At 70.1% G+C, this 20,238-nt stretch carries 15 protein-coding genes; 6 read left to right on the top strand and 9 right to left on the bottom strand.

The genetic code is table 11. The features are described 5' to 3' along the window. Window positions 1–29 precede the first annotated feature (29 nt). Genes HTY53_RS12065 through cobU form a run of 4 tightly spaced genes read right to left on the bottom strand, consistent with a single transcriptional unit; the run spans window position 30 to window position 3,778 of the window. Window positions 30–998 (bottom strand): cobalamin-binding protein, encoded by a 969-nt coding sequence (locus HTY53_RS12065; RefSeq protein WP_174106812.1) that lies wholly within the window; start codon window positions 996–998, stop codon window positions 30–32. A gap of 1 nt (window position 999) precedes the next feature. Further along, on the bottom strand, window positions 1,000–2,067 hold the full coding sequence (cobD, locus tag HTY53_RS12060; RefSeq protein WP_174106811.1) for a threonine-phosphate decarboxylase CobD: 1,068 nt from the start codon (window positions 2,065–2,067) through the stop codon (window positions 1,000–1,002). Continuing rightward, on the bottom strand, window positions 2,064–3,062 hold the full coding sequence (cbiB, locus tag HTY53_RS12055; RefSeq protein ID WP_174106810.1) for an adenosylcobinamide-phosphate synthase CbiB: 999 nt from the start codon (window positions 3,060–3,062) through the stop codon (window positions 2,064–2,066). Before cbiB ends, cobD begins: the two co-directional genes overlap by 4 nt. Continuing rightward, window positions 3,056–3,778, bottom strand: a complete 723-nt coding sequence (cobU, locus tag HTY53_RS12050) for a bifunctional adenosylcobinamide kinase/adenosylcobinamide-phosphate guanylyltransferase (protein WP_174106809.1) — start codon at window positions 3,776–3,778, stop codon at window positions 3,056–3,058. The genes cbiB and cobU overlap by 7 nt, the downstream gene beginning before the upstream one ends. A gap of 104 nt (window positions 3,779–3,882) precedes the next feature. On the opposite strand from cobU, the gene HTY53_RS12045 reads away from it, so the two are divergent. The 3 genes from HTY53_RS12045 to HTY53_RS12035 all read left to right on the top strand — a co-directional run bounded on the left by HTY53_RS12045 (window position 3,883) and on the right by HTY53_RS12035 (window position 7,942). Beyond that, complete coding sequence (locus HTY53_RS12045; protein ID WP_254599924.1) at window positions 3,883–5,409, top strand: cobyric acid synthase; 1,527 nt, start codon at window positions 3,883–3,885, stop codon at window positions 5,407–5,409. Window positions 5,410–5,531: 122 nt separating this feature from the next. Continuing rightward, window positions 5,532–6,731 (top strand): PepSY-associated TM helix domain-containing protein, encoded by a 1,200-nt coding sequence (locus tag HTY53_RS12040; protein ID WP_174106882.1) that lies wholly within the window; start codon window positions 5,532–5,534, stop codon window positions 6,729–6,731. 200 nt (window positions 6,732–6,931) lie between these two features. Further along, on the top strand, window positions 6,932–7,942 hold the full coding sequence (locus HTY53_RS12035; RefSeq protein WP_174106808.1) for an ankyrin repeat domain-containing protein: 1,011 nt from the start codon (window positions 6,932–6,934) through the stop codon (window positions 7,940–7,942). Between the two features lie 67 nt (window positions 7,943–8,009). Here HTY53_RS12035 and panC read toward each other — a convergent pair whose 3' ends face one another. The 3 genes from panC to HTY53_RS12020 form a co-directional block, all read right to left on the bottom strand. Continuing rightward, a complete protein-coding gene (gene panC / locus HTY53_RS12030) occupies window positions 8,010–8,858 on the bottom strand; it encodes a pantoate--beta-alanine ligase (protein WP_174106807.1) in 849 nt (282 codons plus the stop codon). Between the two features lie 47 nt (window positions 8,859–8,905). Next, window positions 8,906–9,784 (bottom strand): segregation and condensation protein A, encoded by an 879-nt coding sequence (locus HTY53_RS12025; protein WP_174106806.1) that lies wholly within the window; start codon window positions 9,782–9,784, stop codon window positions 8,906–8,908. 67 nt (window positions 9,785–9,851) lie between these two features. Continuing rightward, window positions 9,852–10,040, bottom strand: a complete 189-nt coding sequence (locus HTY53_RS12020; RefSeq protein WP_149317714.1) for a DUF3460 family protein — start codon at window positions 10,038–10,040, stop codon at window positions 9,852–9,854. A 182-nt stretch (window positions 10,041–10,222) separates the two neighbouring features. Between HTY53_RS12020 and HTY53_RS12015 the strand changes: the two genes are divergently transcribed. The 3 genes from HTY53_RS12015 to bamE all read left to right on the top strand — a co-directional run bounded on the left by HTY53_RS12015 (window position 10,223) and on the right by bamE (window position 17,073). Then, complete coding sequence (locus HTY53_RS12015; protein ID WP_174106805.1) at window positions 10,223–12,079, top strand: autotransporter assembly complex protein TamA; 1,857 nt, start codon at window positions 10,223–10,225, stop codon at window positions 12,077–12,079. 172 nt (window positions 12,080–12,251) lie between these two features. Next, window positions 12,252–16,475 (top strand): translocation/assembly module TamB domain-containing protein, encoded by a 4,224-nt coding sequence (locus tag HTY53_RS12010; protein ID WP_174106804.1) that lies wholly within the window; start codon window positions 12,252–12,254, stop codon window positions 16,473–16,475. A gap of 49 nt (window positions 16,476–16,524) precedes the next feature. Further along, window positions 16,525–17,073 (top strand): outer membrane protein assembly factor BamE domain-containing protein, encoded by a 549-nt coding sequence (gene bamE, locus HTY53_RS12005; protein WP_174106803.1) that lies wholly within the window; start codon window positions 16,525–16,527, stop codon window positions 17,071–17,073. Window positions 17,074–17,097: 24 nt separating this feature from the next. Here bamE and metG read toward each other — a convergent pair whose 3' ends face one another. Beyond that, a complete protein-coding gene (gene metG, locus HTY53_RS12000) occupies window positions 17,098–19,173 on the bottom strand; it encodes a methionine--tRNA ligase (protein ID WP_174106802.1) in 2,076 nt (691 codons plus the stop codon). Window positions 19,174–19,437: 264 nt separating this feature from the next. Continuing rightward, a complete protein-coding gene (locus HTY53_RS11995; RefSeq protein WP_174106801.1) occupies window positions 19,438–20,070 on the bottom strand; it encodes an OmpA family protein in 633 nt (210 codons plus the stop codon). Window positions 20,071–20,238 lie beyond the last annotated feature (168 nt).

Genomic DNA, 20,238 nt, shown 5'->3' with positions numbered 1-20,238 from the left:
GCACGGTGCCGTGCAGCCCCGCTTACGTATCAGTGCGCCGGCCGCCGGCTTCGCGCCACCTCCAGCTGACGGCACAGGATCTCGGCCGCATCGATCGCCCGTGGCCCGGCCCGGTTGATCAGGTCGCCGTCGATCGTGAACAGATTGCCGCGGGCCACCGCCGTCAGCTGCTGCCAGCGCTGCCATTGCGCGAAATCGGCCAGCGGCCGGTCCGCCGGCGTCGCGCCCATGCTGGCCGTGATCATTGCCTCGGGGTTGCGGGCGATCACCGCTTCCACCGAGATCGTCGGCACCAGCGGCGTCTCGTCGGCGAACACATTGCGGCCGCCGCACAGGGCCAGCATGTCGCTGACCATATGCTGGCCGTTGAGCGTCATCAGCGGCTGCTGCCAGACCTGATAGAACACCGACACCGGCGGCCGCGCGGCATGGGTCTTGCCCAGCGCGGCAATGCGCGCGCGCAGGCGTTCGGCTGCGGCATGCGCGGTGGGGCCGGTGCCGAGCAGCACGCCCAGCTTCTCGATATTGTCCGGCACCGCCGCCAGCCGCCGCGGCTCGCTGTGGAACAGCGGCAGGCCGAGCGCGCGCAAGCGCTCGGCCTGCTTCTGCGCGTTGCCGTGCCGCCAGACCACGATCAGATCGGGCTTGAGCGCGGCGATGCGTTCGAGATCGAGCGCCTTGTTGTCGCCCACACGAGGAATCGCACGGGCCTCGGGCGGATAGTCGCTGTAGTTCACGGTGCCGACGATGCGGTCGCCGCCGCCGGCCGCGAACAGCATCTCGGTGACATGCGGGGCCAGCGACACGATGCGGCGCGCCGGGTGCGCCAGCGTGATGGTCTGGCCGGCATCGTCGACGACGGTAACGGCTGCCTGCGCGCGGGTGGGCAGGACGGTGGCGATCAGCGCCGCAAACCATGCGGTAGACACCGCGACGGCGGCGAGCCGCGTGGCGGCAGCGCGCCGACGTCGGCAGGACAGGAACGGCAGAACGGGCATGTCAGAGCGGAAGGGTCGTGGCGAGGGCGTCGGCAAGCCGTTGCCAGCAGGCCTCGCGATCGGGCGGCAAGCCGAAGCGCAGGCTCGGCATCCGGGTGGAATCGTGCGCAGCGACGGGCGGCGCCGGTGCGTCGAACAGGCGAGTCCAGACACCGGCATGCGCCAGCGCCTCATGCAGCCGTGCGGCATCGGCACGCGGCACCCAGGCGAACAGCGGCAAGGTGACCGGCGCCAGTCCGTGCGCGCGCAGCAGCGCGTCCATGCGCGCGCTCGCCCCACGAAGACGCCAGCGCGTGGCGGCCTGCCAATCGGTGTCGCACAGCGCCAGCCGAGCCACCTCGCGTGCCGGTCCGGAAACGGTCCAATGGCCCAGACGCTTGCCAAGAGACTGCAACAGGTCCGGCTGCGCCAGCACGAAGCCGCAGCGCACGCCGGCCAGTCCATAGAACTTGCCCAGCGAGCGCAGCACGATCAGGCCGGCACGGCCGCTGTCCGGCGCCAGCGAGTCACTGCCTTCATCGGCGGCCAGCGCATCGGCAAAGGCCTCGTCGACCAGCAGCGTGCCGCCGCGCGCGGCCAGCGCGGCATGCCAGCCAAGCAGCCGCTGGCGCGGTACCAGGCGCCCCGTCGGATTGTTCGGATTGACCACCACCAGATGATCGAGCGTATCGGCGAGGGCCGGACGCAAGAAGTCCGCTTCGTCGAGCGGCACCACGCGATGGCCCGCGGCGGCGAACGCGGGCGCGTACTCGCTGTAGCCGAGCGAGGCGATGCCGACGCGGCCCGGCGGCAGCAGCGCCGGCAGCGTGCGGATCGCGGCCTGCGAGCCGGCCACCGGCAGGGCATGCGGCGCGCCGTATGCGCGCGCCGCAATTTCGGCGAGACCGTCGTCGTCCTGCGGCAGCCGCTGCCAGCAGTCGGCCGGCAGCGGCGGCACCGGATAGCCGTCGGGATTGATGCCGGTCGACAGGTCGAGCCAGTCGGCCGGGTCGCGGCCGTAGCGGCGCGCGGCGGCGAGCAGATTGCCGCCGTGGCGGATCGGCGGGGGCAGGGGATGCGGATGGTTCATCGCGCCAGCGCCATCAGCTGCGCGACGATGCCGCCGGCGGCCGCCAGTGCCAGCCACAGCCACAGCGTTCGCCGCACCAGCCGCAGACTGGCCAGTACGTCGGCCGCGCCGGGAGGAGCGCCTTCGCCCAGCGGGGGGCGCGCTTCCCATTGGCCGTGGTAGCGGGCCGGCCCGCCGAGCGCGACGCCAAGCGCACCGGCGCCCGCCGCCATCACCGGCCCCGCGTTCGGGCTGGACCAGGCCGGCGCCTGCTGGCGCCAGCAGCGCAGCGCGCGCGCGGTCGAGCCGAGCAGCGCGTAGGACAGCGCGGTCAGCCGGGCCGGGATCAGATTCAGCAGGTCGTCGAGACGGGCGGCGGCCCAGCCGAATTGCAGCAGTCGTTCGGTCCGGTATCCCCACATCGCATCGAGCGTATTGGCGAGCCGATAGGCGATCGCCGCGGGCGCGCCGCCGATCAGGAACCAGAACAGCGCGCCGAAGATCGCGTCGTTGCCGTTCTCGAGCGCCGATTCGCAGGCCGCCCTGGCCAGCGCCGGGGCATCGGCATCGGCAGTGTCGCGCGAGACGATGCGCGCGGTCAGCTGCCGCGCTTGCCCAAGCTCGCCTTCGGCCAGCGCCCTGGCGATCGGTTCGATATGCTGGCTCAGGCTGCGCGCCCCCAGCGCGGCATACAGGCCCAGGGCGTGCAGCAGCCAGCCGAGCCACGCGCCGGCGAAGTCGGTGGCGGCGGCGATCAGCAGCACGCTCAGCGCCGCGGGGCCGAGCACCAGCGCCGACCAGGCCATCAGCCCGACGCCGCGCTGGCGCCAGCGCGACCCTGGTCGCGGCCGGTTCAGCCTGCGCTCGGCGGCATGGGCGAGGCGACCGAAGCCCACCAGCGGATGCCAGCGGCGCGGCTCGCCAAGCCCGCGGTCGAGCGCCACGCCAGCCAGCGCCGTCAGCGCAATGGCCGCCCCGGGCGCCAGCGGCGCCGCGGGCCACAGCGAACTCACCATGCCGGGTCCGGTCCCTTGATCGCGACCGGCAGACCGGCGACCAGCAGGCGCACGCGGTCGGCCGCAGCGGCCAGCTTCTGGTTCAGGCGGCCGAGCTCGTCGACGTAGAAACGCGTGATGGCGCCCATCGGCACCACGCCGAAGCCGATCTCGTTGGAAACCAGGATCACGTGGCCGGGCAATGTCGGCAGCGCGGCGAGCAGCGCGTCCATTTCCTCGGTGAAGGCCGGCGGCGGCGTGATGACGCCGTGCTCCGGATAGGGACGCTTGTCGAGAAAGATCAGGTTGTTGAGCCAGACCGTCATGCAGTCGACCAGGATGCAGCCGTCGCGGCGGGCATGCGCGTACAGCGCGTCGGCCAGATGCAGCGGCTCCTCGACCAGATTCCAGTCGGCGGGGCGCCGCGCGCGATGCAGCGCGATGCGCAGCTGCATTTCCTCGTCGGTGTCGTCGGGGTCTTCGAGGGCGGTCGCGATATAGGTCACCGGACCGCCGGTGGCCAGCGCATGGTCGGTCGCCAGCTGCTCGGCAAAGTGACTCTTGCCCGAGCGCGCGCCGCCCAGCACCAGCGTCAGCTCGCGCGGCCCGGGCCGGGGCAGGTCGACGACGGGCTGGGTCGCCACCGCGATGGCCGCTTCGCCGGTGGGCAACGCGACGTCGGACGGCGTGTCGGCCTGGCCGGCGCCAGCGGCGGGAGGAGGGGCCTTGGGTTCCATCCGGGTATTGTAGCGGGCGCATCGCGCGTCGCCAGGGTAGATCGGCCGGGCCAGGTGCGCAGCGCACCGGCGGACCCGCATGGCCCGATGCGATAATCGCCGCGATGCAAACCTGTCCCGATTCGAACGACCCCGCCGCCGTGGCCTGCGCCAGGCTATCCGGCACGCTGATGATCCAGGGCACGACCTCCGACGCCGGCAAGAGCACCGTGGTGGCCGGCCTGTGCCGGCTGCTGGCACGCGCGGGGGTGCGGGTCGCACCGTTCAAGCCGCAGAACATGGCGCTGAACAGCGCCGTCACCGCCGATGGCGGCGAGATCGGCCGCGCGCAGGCACTGCAGGCCCAGGCGGCGGGGCTGGCGCCGCACACCGACATGAACCCGGTACTGCTCAAGCCGAGCAGCGACACCGGCGCGCAGATCATCATCCACGGCCGTGCGCGCCTGGATCTCGACGCCCGCGCCTATCACGACTACAAGCCGGTGGCGATGCAGGCCGTGCTGGCCTCGCACCGGCGCCTGCGCGAGGGCTACGACGTGGTGCTGGTCGAGGGCGCCGGCAGCCCGGCCGAGGTCAATCTGCGCGACCGCGACATCGCCAACATGGGCTTTGCGGAGGCGGTGGATTGCCCGGTGGTGCTGGTCGCCGATATCGACCGCGGCGGGGTGTTCGCGCATCTGGTCGGCACGCTGGACTGTCTGTCCCGGAGCGAGCGCGGGCGCATCAAGGGCTTCATCATCAATCGCTTCCGCGGCGATATCTCGCTGCTCGAACCGGGGCTGGACTGGCTGCGTCAGCGCACCGGCAAGCCGGTGCTGGGCGTGCTGCCCTATCTGCACGGGCTGCATCTCGATGCCGAGGACGCGGTGGCGGCCACGCAAGCGGCCAAGGACGAGAACGCGCCGCGCCTGCGCGTGATCGTGCCGGTGCTGCCGCGCATTTCGAACCATACCGATTTCGATGCGCTGCGCGCGCATCCGCGCGTCGATCTGCACTGGATCGGCCCCGGCATGCCGATTCCCGCGGCCGATCTGATCGTGCTGCCGGGCAGCAAGAGCGTGCGCGCCGACCTCGCCTTCCTGCGCGAACAGGGCTGGGACCGCGCGCTGCTGCGGCATCTGCGCTATGGCGGCAAGGTCATCGGCATTTGCGGCGGCATGCAGATGCTGGGGCGCCGCATCGAGGATCCGGACGGCCGCGAGGGCGCACCCGGTGGCAGCGACGGTCTGGGGCTGCTCGATTTCGCCACCGTGCTGGCGGCCGACAAGCAGCTGCGCCAGGCGCGCGGCCATCTCTTGCTGGATGGACAGCATGCCAGCGTGGCGGGCTACGAGATCCATCTCGGCGTCACCGACGGCCCGGCGCTGGCGCGGCCCGCGCTGCGGCTCGACGATGGCCGCGCGGACGGCGTGCTGTCCGCTGACGGCCAGGTGCTGGCGACCTATCTGCATGGCCTGTTCGACGATCCGGCCGGCTGTGCCGCGCTGCTGCGCTGGGCCGGGCTGGATGGGGCCGAAGGGGTCGACCTGGCGGCGCTGCGCGAAGCGTCGCTGGAACGGCTGGCCGACACGATGGCTTCGCACCTGGATCTGGCGACCTTGTTCGCGCCGCTGCGGCCCGCCGGGAGTTGAGTCTCGCCTAAGGCGGGAGGGACGGCCGCCACCGTTGCGCATGGCCCGCCTGCTACACTTGTCGGCTTTGTCAGCCCCGTAGCGCGCGTCGGCAGCCGCCGGCCGTGCCATCGTTCCCCACCATGGTTACCGGCCGCCTGCGCGTCCTTCTCGTCAAACTCCATCTGTACATCGGCCTGTGGCTCGGCGTGCTGTTCGTGCTGCTGGGCCTGACCGGCACCGTGCTGTCATGGCGCGACGAGATCGACGCCGCGCTCAATCCCGAGCTGCTGGTGGCATCCGAGCCGGTATCGCTGCCGCTGCGTGCCGATACCGTGCAGCAGGTGGTCGCCAGGCTGAAGGCCGATCCGCAGTATGGCAAGCCGCGGATGCTGATGCTGCCGGTATCGGAGCGCGAGGTGTTCATCGCCTGGTACCACGTCAAGGATCCCGCCACGGGCAACGTGGTGCCCGGGCGTTCGCGGCAGGTGATGGTCGATCCGGCCACGCTGGCGGTCAAGGGCGAACGCATCTGGGGCGAGCCCGGGCTGTCGCGCCCGTTGCTGATGCCGACGATCTTTCATCTGCATCACTATCTGCTCGCCGGCGATACCGGCAAGACCGTGGCCGGCGTGGGCGGCATGCTGCTGCTGTTGTCGGTGCTGGCCGGCATTGCGCTGTGGTGGCCCAAGCTGAAGGCCCGCGCGATCGTGCAGGCGTTCCGCATCACGCACGGCGGCTCGTGGTGGCGGCTGAACTATTCGCTGCATCGCGCCGGCGGCATCCTGGCCGCGCCGGTGCTCGCGACGCTGGCGTTTTCCGGCTGGTATCTGAATCTGCCGAAGTGGGTCACGCCGCTGGTCGGCAGCGTGATGACGGTCACCGCACCGGCACGGCCGAGCTCCACGCCGCCCTACGAGGGCGCCATGCCGATGGGCGTGCAGCAGGCCATGCAGGCGGCCCAGGCGCTGTACCCGGAGGCGACCGTGTCGCGCGTGTCGTTCCCGCGTCAGCCGACCGATGCCTACGAGATCCGGCTGCGTCAGCCCGGGGAAGTGCGCCAGGGCAGCGGTGCGACCCGGCTGTGGCTGGACGCCTATACCGGTCAGCGGCTCGGCGTGCGCGATCCGCTCGCCGCACCGGCCGGCGACACCGTGCTGAACTGGATGTACCCGCTGCACACCGGCGAAGCGTTCGGCCTGCCGGGCCGCATCTTCATCTCTGCCTTCGGGCTCGCGCCGCTGCTGTTCGCGCTGACCGGCGTGCTGATCTGGTGGAAGCGGCAGCGCGGCCATCGGCGCCATCTGAAGAAGACCGAGCAGCGGCAGGCGGCACGCCGCTGAATCGGCGCGGGGCGGCCATGGCGTAGCGCGCCGCTGCAACTCCCTCCTTTCCCAGCCCCCTCCGCACTTCGATTTCCACAACGCCGGCCAAAAAAGGCGAAGCGCCCGCGCGCCGCGTCGCAATACTGGCCGGCGCCGGCCGCGGCGCCTGGCGCCCGCCGGTCCGATCGGTGGAAATCCCATTCGAAACAGGAGGGAACATGTTCTCTGCACCCTGCAAGGGCGCCCCGTCCATCTCCAGGCCGGGCGCGCTGGCCATGCCGCTGGCCGGCACCGCTGCACTGATGCGCGCACTGGCGGACCGCGACGACGACGGCGCGATGCGGCTGCTGTCGGCCTGGCCCAGGCACGACCAGACGCTGCGGCAATTCCGCACCGCCATTGGCGAAACCCTGCTGCATGTCGCGGCCTACTGGCGCAACAGTCCCGACGTCCTGCGCATGCTGCTGGCGCGCGGTGTCGAGCTGCGTGGCGTCACCCGGACCGGAGCCAGCCCGCTGCACTATGCGGTGCAGGGCGTCATGCGCGCGTCGCCGGCGGCATTGCAGTGGCTGTTGCGCGAGGGCGGGCCGACGCTGCGGGAAGGGGCCGACGCCGACGGTCGCACGGCGCTGATGGGGGCCGTATTGTCGGACGACGCGGAGGCGGTGACCACGCTGCTGGAAGCGGGCGCCGCGGTGCGGGCGCGCGACGATGGCGGCAGGACGGCGCTGCATTTCGCCGCGGGCGTGGGGTCGCCCGCGCTCCTCCATGCCTTGCTGGCGGCGGATGCCGATGCCGATGCGCGCGACAAGTCGGGCGTCACGCCGCTGATGATGGCCACGGCGCAAGGCCGGCTCGACAACGTGCTGCGCCTGCTGGTGGCGGATGTCGATATCGATGCTGTCGATGGCCGAGGCGGTACGCCGCTGATGTACGCGGTCGCCAACGGCCATGTCGAACTTGCCGATCTACTGCTGACTCGCGGTGCGGCCTGGCATCACGCCAACGACGGCGGGTGGAACGCGTTGACGCTGGCCGCCTTCACCGGCAACGGCGGCATGCTGCAGCTTTTGCTCGAACATGGCGCCAACCCGGTCCTGCCGGACGGGGCGGGGCGGCTGGCATGGCAGGTGGCGGTGCAGCGCGGCGCGGCCGATCTGGAGATCGCGTTGCGCGTGCCGGGCACGGGTGCCCGCGGGGGCCATGCGGCCCGCGCGGGTTTGCGCTGACTGTGTGCTGACTGTGCGCTGACTCTGCGCTACGGCGCCGCCTACGCCGACGGCGCCGCCGGCCGGCTCAGATCTCGAGATTGTCGATCAGACGCGTGGCGCCGAGCTTGGCGGCGGCCAGCACCACCAGCGGTTCGCCGGCCGCATATTCGTCGCGGGTCGGTGCCTGCAGATTGCTGCGCTTGCGGATCGACACGTAATCGGGCTTCCAGCCGCGGGCCTTCAGCGCATCGAGGGCCTGCGCCTCGACCGCGGTCAGCTCGGCGCCGCCGCCGGCGTTGGCCAGCACCCGGTCGCGCACCTGGTGCAGCGTGCGGTACAGCATCGGCGCCTCGGCCCGCTCGTCCGGCGACAGATAGCGGTTGCGCGACGACAGCGCCAGGCCGTCCTCGGCGCGCACGGTCTCGGCCGGCACGATGTCGATCGGCAGCGCGAACTGGTTCGCCATGCGCCGCACGATCATCAGCTGCTGGTAGTCCTTCTTGCCGAACACCGCGACGCGCGGCTGCGTGCACGAGAACAGCTTCATCACCACCGTGCAGACGCCGTTGAAGAAGCCGGGGCGGAATTCGCCCTCCAGGATGTCGCCCAGGTCGTGCGGCGGATCCACCCGGTATTCCTGCGGTTCCGGGTACATGTCGCGCTCGGTCGGCGCGAACAGCACGTAGACGCCTTCCTTCTGCAGCTTCTCGATATCGTCCTGCAGCGTGCGCGGATACTTGTCGAAATCCTCGTTGGGACCGAACTGCAGCCGATTGACGAAGATCGAGGCCACCACCGGATCGCCGTGCTGGCGCGCCAGCCGCATCAGCGACAGATGGCCTTCGTGCAGATTGCCCATGGTCGGGACGAAGGCGATCCGGTTCTGGCCGCGCAACTGGTCGCGCAGCTCGTGAATGGAGGAAATGACTTTCATGGATGCGGTGTACTGCTCGTCAGGTAAAGCGCGCGGCGATGCCGGGGCTATGCGGGGGTATAGGCCAGGCGCACATAGATCGGCGCATAGGGTTCGGCCTGGGTGATTTCGACCAGGGACTCGCGCGACAGCTCGAGCATTGCGATGAAATTGACGACTACCACCGGCACGCCCTTGCCCGAGCGGATCGCATCCTCGAACAGCTCGGTGAACTCCATGAAGCGGGCATGCTGCAGCCGGCGCAGGATCTGGCTCATGTGCTCGCGCACGGACAGTTCCTCGCGCGAAATCTTGTGGTGCTGGTTCAGCTTGGCGCGCTTGAGCACGTCGGCCCAGGCGGCCTGCAAATCGGCGGTGTCGACCTCGGGAAAGCGCGGCGACAGGCTCTGCTCGATATAGACCTGCGAACGCAGGAAATCGCGGCCCAGCTGCGGCACCTGGTCGAGCTTCTGCGCGGCGAGCTTCATCTGCTCGTATTCGAGCAGCCGGCGCACCAGCTCGGCGCGCGGGTCTTCGGCGTCCTCGTCGGTGTCGGCCTTCTTGACCGGCAGCAGCATGCGCGACTTGATCTCGATCAGCATCGCGGCCATCAGCAGGTATTCGGCGGCCAGTTCCAGATTGCTCTTGCGGATCTGCTCGACATACGCCAGGTACTGGTGCGTGACCTGCGACATCGGGATGTCGAGCACATTGAAGTTCTGCTTGCGAATCAGGTACAGCAGCAGGTCCAGCGGCCCTTCGAAGGCCTCGAGGAAGATCTCGAGGGCGTCGGGGGGGATATACAGGTCCTGCGGCAGCTGGAACAGCGGCTCGCCGTACAGGCGCGCGAACGCCATGCCGTCGACGGTGTCCGGCGTGGTGCCTTCGGGCGCCACGCTGGGCAGCTCGAGCGCGAGCGCGAGCTTGTCCTGTTCGCTATGGTTCATGAGTGGGGCGGATCTGCGCGCATCGCGGCGGTCGGCAGGGACTGCGGCGCCGGGATGCGTGCCGGCATCAGTCCAGCGAGTAGACGTAGGGCTTCTGCGGGACCCGCGACGCCTCGGCGCGCTGGCGCTCCTCGAGGTCGATCGGGGCCTTGTCCCACAGCAGGGCGCGGCCTTGGCGCTGTTCCGCCTCCAGCGACGGGCGCTCCTGCTTGAGCGCCTTCAGGAACTGGGTGATCTCGGATTCGTACATGGCCATGGCAGGAAAGCTATACAGAATGCTATAGGGGAATGGAAAACTGCCGCGATTCTACCGTATTGCCATGCCGGGGCGGGCTTTGCCGGCCTGGGGCGCTCGGGGTTTGGGGATCGGGCCGCGGGGTGTGGTCAAATAGCGACTTTGTCGGATCGCAACGACGGATGATATTGGACCTCGGGATCATGCGCATCGGATTCCGCCGCCCCCGGGGCAGCGGCGCGGAGGCGTCCGCGCCGGCGTCGCGGCGGTCGGCCGGGCTGCCGGCGCCGCCGGTGGCGCGCTTGCCGACTGCCTTCCTTGCCCCGCTGCTGGCGCTGCTGTTCGCGCTGCTGCCGGCGCCGGTCCAGGCGGCCTACCGGGTCCAGGTCGAGGCGCCCGAGCCGCTGGAGGACATCCTGGAAGAGCATCTGGACCTGGTCCGCTATCGCGAGCGCGCCGACCTCGGCGAGGACCAGATCGCCTATATGGTCGAAACGGTCGGCGACCAGGTCCGGGCCTTCGCCGCCACCGAGGGCTGGTTCGACCCCCAGACCACCACCCGCGTCGAGGGCAGCGGCGACAGCCGCGTGATCCATGTGACCGTCGACCCGGGCGCCCGGACCCTGATCCGCCAGGTCGATGTCGATGTGCGCGGGCCGGCCGCCACGCGTTCGCCCGAACAGGTTGCGGCGCTGCGGGAGAAGTGGGGCCTGCCGGTCGGCGACCCGTTCCGCCAGTCGGACTGGGACAAGGCCAAGGAAGATGCGCTGGTCGAGCTGCAGAGCAACGCTTACTACGGCGCCAAACTGGCCGCCTCGCAGGCGCGCATCGAGCCGGAGGAGCGCGCCGCCGATCTGAGCGCGACCTATGACAGCGGCCCGGCCTACCGCATGGGCGAGCTGGTCGTCAGCGGCACGCGGCGCTATCCCGAGCGGATCGTGCGCAACGTCAATCCGCTGTACGTTGGCGAACCCTACCGCGTGGAGCGGCTGCTGGAGCTGCAACGTGCGATCCAGAACCAGCCGTACTTCTCCAATGTGCTGGTCGAGCTCGGTGATCCGGTCCCCGATGCGGACGGCAATGGCGACACGGTGACCGCGCCCGTCAATGTGCGCGTGCGCGAGTATCCGGTGCACCGGGTCGTTTCCGGCGTCGGCTACAACACCGATACCGGCGCGCAGGTCGAGGGCCGCTATGCCTACTACAACCTGTTCAACCGCGCCTGGATCTTCGATTCGCAGGCCCGCGTCGAGCAGAAGCGCCAGTACGCCTTCGCCGAGGTGGCGATGCCGCCCGACAGCAAGACCTATCGGAACAGCGTCTACGGCAGCTACGAGCGCACCACCGACATCGAGAACACCGACACCCGAAGCTGGCGCACCGGCGTGCGCCGGGCCCGCACCCGCGAGCGTTACGACACCGCGCTGTCGCTGGATTTCTACTACGACGATCTGCGGCCCTACGATCAGCCGCGCCAGCTGAGCAAGGCGCTGGTGCCGCAATACGCCTGGACCCGGCGCGACGTCGACAACCCGGTGTTCCCGCGCCGCGGCAATATCATCAACACGCAGGTCGGCGCGGCGGTGGAGGGCTTTCTGACCGACCAGACCTTCGTGCGCCTGTATGGCCGCATCCGGCAATACATCCCGGTGCGCACCCGCGATCTGATCGTGGCCCGGCTCGAACTGGGCGCGGACCTGACCAGCGGCAGCGCCGACAAGATCCCGGCCACGCTGCGCTTCCGTGCCGGCGGCACCGATTCGATCCGCGGCTACGGCTTCCAGTCGATCGGCACGCGGCGGGGCACCAGCGTGCTGCCGGCCAAGTACCTGGCCACCACCAGCCTGGAGTACCAGTACTGGTTCAAGCCCGACTGGGGCGCGGCGATCTTCTGGGACGCCGGCACGGCCACCAACAACCTCGACGGCGTGCGCCTCTACCACGGCGTGGGCATCGGCGCGCGCTGGCGCAGCCCGGTGGGACCGGTGCAGCTCGACGTGGGCTACGGCATCCAGGAGCGGCAATTCCGCCCGCATATCTCGCTGGGAGTGGCATTCTGATGCCGATGCGTCCTTCGTGCCGGCCGGCACCGGCGCATGAGGCGATCGTCGGGATTGCGCCGATCGCCCCGATTGTTTCGATTGCCCCGATTGCTTCGGTCGCCGCGATCGCTCCGATCGCTTCGATCGCGTCAACCGGCACCGGTCCTGCCGATTTCCCGAGTCCCGGCGCATGAGCACGCCCGATCTGCCTTCCGTTCCCGCCCGCGGCAGCGAGCCCCCGCCCGCGCCGCAGCCGCGCCGCCGGCGCTGGCTGCGCGTGCTCGGCGCCGTGCTGCTCGCGCTGGTGGCGCTGATCGTGCTGCTGGCGATCGCGCTCGGCGCGGCGCTGCGCACCGAGCGCGGCTCGCGCGAGCTGTGGTCGCTGGCGACGCGGTTGTCGGCCGGCGTGCTGGCCGGCCAGTACCAGGGCGGTACCTTCGCGCGCGGCCTGCAACTGCGCGACGTGGTGTTCGCGCAGGGCGACACCCGTGTCAGCGTGGACCGCCTCGACGGCAGCTGGTCGCTGGCCTGGCATCTGGGGCCGGGCCGGCCGCGGCTGCATGTGGCCGCGCTGCGGCTGGGCAATGTCGACGTCCGGCTGCCGCCACCGGTGGACGAGCCCGACCAGCCGCCGCCGACCTTGCCGGACTCGCTGTCGCTGCCGCTGGCGGTCGACGTCGATGCGCTGACGCTGGCGCGCTTGTCGATTCTGCGGGGGCCGGACGCCACCGCATCGCCGCTGGTGTTTTCCGATCTGTCGGCCGAGCTGCATTCCGATGGCAGCCGGCATCGTCTGAGCGTCCATCGCCTCGGCACGCCCTACGGCAAGCTGTCGGCCAACGCGCAGATCGCCGGCGCGGCGCCATTCGCGCTCAATGGCGAGGCGCTGCTCGAAGGCGAATGGGAGAAGGAGGCTTACAACGTCAGCGCCCGCGCCGACGGCACCCTGGAGGCGCTGCGCGCCGATGTCGAGGCGAGCGGCGATCGCCTGCGCGGCCGCGGCGAGATCGAACTGACGCCCTTCGGCGCGGTGCCCTTTACGCGCCTGCGGGTCGATGCCGAGCGCATCAATCCGCGGCTGTTCAACCCGTCGGCGCCGCAGGCCAATCTGTCGGTGCACGCGGAACTGCGGCCGGTCGATGGCAGCAGTGGCGCAGCCGCGCCCGGGGCCGGCGCGGCCTCGGCCCCGGCAGCGCCGGCGCCCGCGGCGCCCGCCAGCCCACCGGCGGCATCGGTGGTCGCTCCCTCCGCTTCGGCTGTCCCCGCCGCACCCGGCGCGCCTGCCTCGCCCGGCACCGCGCCGCTGACCGTGGCGGGCGAGATCACGGTGCGCAACCACGAGCCCGGGCCGCTCGACGCCGAGCGGCTGCCGGTGCAATCGCTGCGCGCCGCCGTCGAACTGAGCGAGACGGCGCAGCATGTCCGCGACCTGCGCATCGCCCTGGCCGGCAATGGCGAAATCGCGGGCAGCGGTTCGCTGCGCGAGGGCCGCGGCGGTTTCGATCTGGACGTGCGCCGGCTCGACCCGCACGCGATCCATGGCAAGCTGCGCAGCGCGCGGCTGTCCGGCCCGGTGATCGTGCGGCTGGAGCCGGGCCGCCAAAGCGTGGCGCTCGATCTGGGCGGGGGCGAGCTCAAGCTGTTCGCCGACGCGCGCATCGATGCCGACGCAGTCACGCTGGCCGCGCTGCGCCTCGGCGTCGCGCAGGGCAGCGTGCATGCCGAGGGCCGGCTCGGACTGAAGGAGCAGCAGCCGTTCAGCTTCAAGGGCCGCGTCAGCGACCTGGACCTGTCACGGCTGGCCAGCGTGGCCAAGGGCCGCATCAATGCGAATTTCGAGGGGTCCGGCACGCTGGCGGGCGAGCCCCGGGTGGCGGCCGATTTCTCGATCGGCGACAGCGAATACGCGGGATTGCCGATGACCGGCGGCGGCAAGATCCGGCTGGCCGGGCAGCGGCTGCTCCCCAGCGAGGCGACGCTGTCGATGGCCGGCAACCGCGCCGAGCTGCGCGGCAGCTTCGGCGCGCGCGGCGACCGCATGATGGTGGCGGTCGACGCGCCACAGCTGGACCGGCTCAAGTTCGGCGTCGGCGGCACGCTCAAGCTCGACGGCCAGGTCAGCGGCACCTGGCAGCGTCCGGAAGTCACCGCGACCTACGATGCCCGCGCGCTGTCGATGGGCCCGCACCGGGTCGACAGCGCGAGCGGCAACGCCGATCTGCGCGGCGGCATCGACGGTCCGCTGCGGCTGCGTCTGGACGCGCGCGGCTATCGCGGCCCGCAACTGACGATGAGCACGCTGCAGGCCAGCCTCGACGGCACGCAGGCGAAACACAGCTTCACGGTAGAGGGCGAGGGCCGCATGCGGCGCCGGCCGCTGCAGCTGAAGGCCGCCGGACAGGGCGCCTGGCAGAGCGGACGCTGGACCGGCACGCTCGGCACGCTGGAGGAGCGCGGCACCGTCCAGCTGCGGCTGCTGACGCCGGTCGCGATCAGCGCAGGCGCGCAGCGCCTGACGCTCGGAGCCACCCGGCTGCAGCTGGAGCGCGCGACCATCGCGCTTGACAGCCTCGACTGGGACCGCGGCCGCATCCGTTCGAAGGGCCAGCTGACCGCCCTGCATGTCGGCCATCTGCTGCAGTTGGCCGAGGCCTTTACCGGCGAAGCCCCGCCGGTGCGCTCCGACCTGGTGCTCGACGGCCAATGGAACCTGAATCTGGCCGAAACCGCGTCGGGCTTTGCCGAACTGCGGCGGCGCAGCGGCGACCTGTCGGTCAACGCCGGCCGCGGTTTCACCACGCTTGGGCTCGGCGAGACCGTCGTGCGTGCCGAGGCCGCCGGCAATCGCCTCCAGCTGCGCGGCAACCTGGTGTCGTCGCGACTGGGCACCGCGAAGGTCGACGCCTTCGCCGGCCTGATGCCCGAGCAAGGCGTGCTGACGGTGACGCCGGCCTCGGCGCTGGGCGGGCAGGTGGCCTTCGACGTGCCGCGTCTCAAGGCGCTGGAGGCGCTGACCGGCCCGCAATATGCCTTCGACGGCCGGCTGGCGGCCGCGATGCAGCTGGCGGGCACGATCGGCGCGCCGGTGCTGACCGGCACCGTCAACGGCGACGGCCTGGCCATCACGCTGTACGACCAGGGCATCCGCCTGACCGACGGCATCGTCCGCATCGTGCTCGACCGCAACGTGATCGAACTGCGGCAGGTGCGCTTCCACGGCGGCGACGGCACGTTGACCGCCAGCGGCAACGTGCGGCTCGGCGAGACCGACCCCACGCTGCGCGCGCGCATCGTGGCCGACCGGCTGGAGCTGTTCGCCAGCCCCGAGCGCACGCTGGTGGTATCGGGCAATGCCGATATGGCCAACGAGAACCGGCAGTTCGTGATCCGCGGCAAGTTCCGCGTCGACCGCGGCCTGTTCGACCTGCCCAAGGCCGGCGCGCCGGTGCTCGGCGACGATGTGGTGATCGTGCGCAAGTCGGATCGCCGCGCCGAGCGCGAGGTGCGTACCGCGGCCACGCCGGCGGTGCCGGAGTCGCAGCCGACCAGCCGCTTCGCGCCGGTGATCGACCTGTCGGTGGATCTGGGCGACCGCTTCCGTTTCCGCGGTGCCGGCGCCGATCTGCTGCTGGCAGGGCGTCTCGGCGTCAACAGCGAGCCCTTGACACCGATGCGCGTCACCGGCACCGTGCGCGTGGTCGAAGGCACCTACGAGGCGTTCGGCCGCCGGCTGCAGATCACGCGCGGCATCGTCAATTTCAATGGTCCGGTCGGCAATCCCAACCTGAACATCCGCGCGATGCGGCTGAACCAGGAAGTCGAGGCGGGCGTCGAGGTCACCGGCACGGTACGGCTGCCGCGCGTGCGGCTGGTGTCCGAGCCCAATGTTCCGGATGAGGACAAGCTGTCATGGCTGATGTTCGGTTACGGCGCCGAGAGCGGGACGGCGGGCCAGCAACAGCAGTTGAGCGGCGCGGCGCTGGGCGGCGCGGCGCTCGGCATGCTGGGCTCGAAGGCGGGCAAGGGTGTGGTGCAGCGCTTCGGCATCGACGAGTTTTCGATCGGTCCGAGCACGGCCGGCCTCAGCGACCAGCAGGTGGTGACCGTCGGCAAGGCGGTCAGCGAGAAGATCTCGGTCGGCTACGAGCAGAGCCTGACCTCGGCCGCCAACGTCGCCAAGCTGACCTGGGCGTTCTCGCGGCGCTGGTCGCTGATCGCCCGGGGCGGCACGATCAACGGGCTGTCGCTGCTGTTCAACCGCCGCTTCGACAGCTGGAGCCAACTATTTTCAGGATCGTCATCACGGCGCGAGGGCGCCAGGAGAGAGCAGGATGGAAGCACGGGAAGCAGCGGCGGGGACGCCGACAATCCGCCAACGCCACCGGAAGGGCCCGTCGAGGCCATCAAGCGATGAGGGTGGCGGGGTGGGCGCCGGCCGCCGGTCCGCGCGCGGGGTGGCAGCCATGGGACTGATCGCTTCGGTGCTGGCGCTGTTCGGCTGCGACCAGCGCAAGGTCGACGAGGCGCTGAACAAGGCCGGCGACGCCGCGCGCTCGGCCTGGCAGACGATCCAGCCCGACAGCCAGCTGTTCAAGGGGATCGAGCCCGGGGTGTCCAGCGAGGACGACGTGCGGCGCCAGGCCGGCAAGCCGGAGATCGTCTGGGAAGAGGAAAACGGCGCGCGCCGCCTCGAATATCCGCGCGGGCCGGAGGGCGCCACCACCTGGATGGTGACGATCGGCGCCGACGGCCGGGTCGGCGCGATCGAACAGGTGCTGACCGCCGAGAACTTCCAGCGCGTGCGCGCCGGCATGAGCCAGGACAGCGTGCGCCGGATGCTGGGCAAGCCGACGAAGATCGAGGCCTTCCGCCTGAAGCAGGAGACCGTGTGGGGCTACCGCTGGTGGGAGACCTCGCAGGACAAGGCCTTCTTCAACGTGCACTTCGGCACGGACGGGCTCGTCACGCATACCTCGCGCAGCGACGATCCGTCGAAGGTGCAGGGCGGCTGACGCCGCCCCGCGGCGGCGAGGCGTTCAGCGGATCCGCATGCCGGGCACCGCGCCCGCATGCGGTTCGAGGATGTACAGGCCCGGCGCGGCCTTCTCGTCCGCCGCCGAGGCTGCCAGCACCATGCCTTCGGACAGGCCGAACTTCATCTTGCGCGGCGCCAGGTTGGCGACCACCACGGTCAGCTTGCCGACCAGCTGCTCCGGCTGGTAGGCCGACTGGATGCCAGAGAAGACGTTGCGGGTCTTGCCCTCGCCCAGGTCCAGCGTCAGCTGCAGCAGCTTGTTCGAGCCCTCGACCTTGCGGCACTCCACGATGCGCGCCACGCGCAGGTCGACCTTGGCGAAGTCGTCGATCGTGATGGTGTCGGCGATCGGCTCGATGCCAGCGACGGCATTGCCCGCCTCGGCCGCACCAGTCGCGGGCGTGGCCTGCAGCGAGTCGCGGTTGGCGGCAAGCAGCGCCTCGATCTGCTTGGCGTCGACCCGCGTCATCAAGTGCGAATACGGCTTGATCGGGCTGGCGCCGCTCAGCTGGCGGTCGACCGCGCGCCAGTCCAGCGGCTCGATATTGAGGAAGGCCTCGACGCCGGCCGCGACGTTTGGCACCACCGGCTTCAGATAGACGGTCAGCAGCCGGAATGCTTCCAGCGACACCGAGCAGGCGGCGTGCAAGGCCGCGCGCCTGGCCTCGTCCTTGGCCAGCTCCCACGGTTTCTCGGCGTCAACGAAGGCGTTGACGGCGTCGGTCAGCTCCATCACCAGGCGCAGCGCCTTGCTGTATTCGCGGCCTTCGTACAGCTGCGCGATCTGCGGCGCGGCCTGGCGCAGCTGTTCGAGCAGCGGATGCGACAGCGCGGCGTCGTCGACGCGGCCGTCGAAACGCTTGACCAGGAAGCCGGCGGCCCGGCTGGCGATATTGACGTACTTGCCGATCAGGTCGCTGTTGACCCGGGAGACGAAGTCGTCCAGGTTCAGGTCCAGGTCTTCCATGCTGGCGTTCAGCTTGGCGGCGAAGTAGTAGCGCAGCCATTCCGGGTTCATGCCGGTATCGATATAGCTCTGCGCGGTGATGAAGGTGCCGCGCGACTTGCTCATCTTGGCGCCGTCGACGGTCAGGAAGCCGTGCGCGAACACATTGGTCGGCGTCCGGTAGCCCGAGAAGCGCAGCATCGCCGGCCAGAACAGCGTGTGGAAGTACAGGATGTCCTTGCCGATGAAGTGGTATTGCTCGGCGGTCGAATGCGGGCCGACCCAGGCGTCGAAGTCGATGCCCTTGCGCTCGCACAGGTTCTTGAAGCTGGCGTAGTAGCCGATCGGGGCGTCCAGCCAGACGTAGAAGAACTTGCCGGGGGCGCCGGGGATCTCGAAGCCGAAGTAGGGGGCGTCGCGCGAGATGTCCCAGTCCGACAGCGTGGAGGCCTCGCCATCGCTGCCCAGCCACTCCTGCATCTTGTTGCTGGCCTCCGGCTGGGCCAGGTCGGCGACCCACTCGCGCAGGAAGCTTTCGCAGCGCGGATCGGACAGCTTGAAGAAGTAGTGGGTCGAGGACTTGCGCACCGGCGTCGCGCCCGATACCACCGAATACGGGTTCTTCAGGTCGGTCGGCACGTAGGTGGTCCCGCAGACCTCGCAGGAGTCGCCGTACTGGTCCTTGGCGCCGCACTTGGGGCACTCGCCCTTGATGAAGCGGTCCGGCAGGAACATGTTCTTGACCGGATCGTAGAACTGCTCGACGTCGCGCTCCGCGATCAGATCTTCGGCCTTCAGCGCCAGGTAGATCTTCTCGCACAGCAGCCGGTTTTCCTCGGCGTCGGTGCTGTAGTAGTTGTCGAACGAGACCAGGAAGCTGTCGAAGTCGCGCTTGTGCTCGTTCCAGACCCGGTCGATCAGCTGCTTGGGCGTGATGCCTTCCTTCTCCGCGCGCAGCATCACCGGCGTGCCGTGGGTATCGTCGGCACCCACGTAATACACCTCGTTGCCCATCATGCGCTGGAAACGGACCCAGATATCGGTCTGGATGTATTCCACCAGGTGGCCGATATGGATCTGGCCGTTGGCGTAAGGCAGGGCAGATGTGACGAGGATGCGACGTGCTGTCATGGGGGATGCCGGTCGGGAAGCGTTGGAATCGGTGTTCCGCGGCGCGGGCGGGCCGGGGCGCGGAAAACCGACATTCTAGCAAGCGGGGCAATCGGCCGCGGGCAGGGCGGCCGGCGCGGGGCGTGAAGCCAAAAAAAAGCGCCGGTCTGAGCCGGCGCAGCTTTCCACAACGGAAAAGGAGGAGAAATCAGGTACCGCCCGGGAGGTCAGCCACCCATCGCGAGCCAGCAACGGTGGCAAGCGGTACCTGTTTCTATGACTCCATCACCCTTGAATTGGTTTCAAAAAAATTTCGACCCGGCGATTCTGGGCCCGGCCGGCCTCGGTGGCGTTGTCCGCAATGGGCTGGGACTGGCCCCGGCCCTCGGCGTTCAGGCGGCTGCGCGCGACCCCGCGCTCGCCCAGATAGCCGGCCACGCTCTGGGCGCGGCGCTGGGACAGCTGCATGTTGTAGGTCGGGTTGCCGGTGCTGTCGGTATGGCCGACGACCGTGGCGTTGACGTCCTGATGCTGGCTCAGCGTCTGCGCAACCTGGTCCAGCACCGAGCGGAACGACGGCTTGATGGTGGCGCTGTCGGTATCGAAGGTCACCTGGCTCGGGATATTGACCTTCAGCGAGCCGTCCGGCTGCTCGGTGATCTGGGTGCCGGTGCCGGCCGTGTCGCGGCTCAGCTTGCCCCGGATCGCGTTCCAGTTGTAACCCAGCGCACCGCCCGCGGCCGCCCCGACGGCGGCGCCGATCACGGTGCCCTTGGTATTGCCGCCGATCAGATTGCCCAGGCCGGCGCCCACGGCCGCGCCGGCACCGGTACCCACGGCGGTGTGCGTACCCTGCTCGGTCGCACAGCCGGCGGCCAGTGCGGCGACGATCGAAAGGCTGACGAGCTTGAGTTTCATGCTTTCTCCTTCTGTCGATTGTTGTGCTTCAACTGCGGCTGCACCTCGGGGTGAGGCATTGTGACGCACTGGCCTAATTGCGCCAGCAGCTTCGCAAAAATGCAAGCTTCAGGTGACGGTTCAGGCGGCTGCCGGGCTGTTGCCTTGGCCTTGGGCCGGGATCCGGGC

The sequence above is a fragment of the Cupriavidus gilardii genome (assembly GCF_013314895.1).
Taxonomy (GTDB): Bacteria; Pseudomonadota; Gammaproteobacteria; order Burkholderiales; family Burkholderiaceae; genus Cupriavidus; species Cupriavidus gilardii_C.
This window is presented reverse-complemented; position numbering and strand designations above follow the sequence as displayed.

Bases quoted from the DNA above. Each gene is read 5' to 3' on its own strand.
- bamE (WP_174106803.1), top strand. From the start codon at position 16,525: ATGGGACTGATCGCTTCGGTGCTGGCGCTGTTCGGCTGCGACCAGCGC.
- panC (WP_174106807.1), bottom strand. From the start codon at position 8,858: ATGAAAGTCATTTCCTCCATTCACGAGCTGCGCGACCAGTTGCGCGGC.
- HTY53_RS12065 (WP_174106812.1), bottom strand. From the start codon at position 998: ATGCCCGTTCTGCCGTTCCTGTCCTGCCGACGTCGGCGCGCTGCCGCC.
- HTY53_RS12025 (WP_174106806.1), bottom strand. From the start codon at position 9,784: ATGAACCATAGCGAACAGGACAAGCTCGCGCTCGCGCTCGAGCTGCCC.
- HTY53_RS12045 (WP_254599924.1), top strand. From the start codon at position 3,883: ATGCAAACCTGTCCCGATTCGAACGACCCCGCCGCCGTGGCCTGCGCC.
- metG (WP_174106802.1), bottom strand. From the start codon at position 19,173: ATGACAGCACGTCGCATCCTCGTCACATCTGCCCTGCCTTACGCCAAC.
- HTY53_RS12010 (WP_174106804.1), top strand. From the start codon at position 12,252: ATGAGCACGCCCGATCTGCCTTCCGTTCCCGCCCGCGGCAGCGAGCCC.
- cbiB (WP_174106810.1), bottom strand. From the start codon at position 3,062: ATGGTGAGTTCGCTGTGGCCCGCGGCGCCGCTGGCGCCCGGGGCGGCC.
- HTY53_RS12035 (WP_174106808.1), top strand. From the start codon at position 6,932: ATGTTCTCTGCACCCTGCAAGGGCGCCCCGTCCATCTCCAGGCCGGGC.
- HTY53_RS11995 (WP_174106801.1), bottom strand. From the start codon at position 20,070: ATGAAACTCAAGCTCGTCAGCCTTTCGATCGTCGCCGCACTGGCCGCC.
- cobU (WP_174106809.1), bottom strand. From the start codon at position 3,778: ATGGAACCCAAGGCCCCTCCTCCCGCCGCTGGCGCCGGCCAGGCCGAC.
- cobD (WP_174106811.1), bottom strand. From the start codon at position 2,067: ATGAACCATCCGCATCCCCTGCCCCCGCCGATCCGCCACGGCGGCAAT.
- HTY53_RS12015 (WP_174106805.1), top strand. From the start codon at position 10,223: ATGCGCATCGGATTCCGCCGCCCCCGGGGCAGCGGCGCGGAGGCGTCC.
- HTY53_RS12040 (WP_174106882.1), top strand. From the start codon at position 5,532: ATGGTTACCGGCCGCCTGCGCGTCCTTCTCGTCAAACTCCATCTGTAC.
- HTY53_RS12020 (WP_149317714.1), bottom strand. From the start codon at position 10,040: ATGGCCATGTACGAATCCGAGATCACCCAGTTCCTGAAGGCGCTCAAG.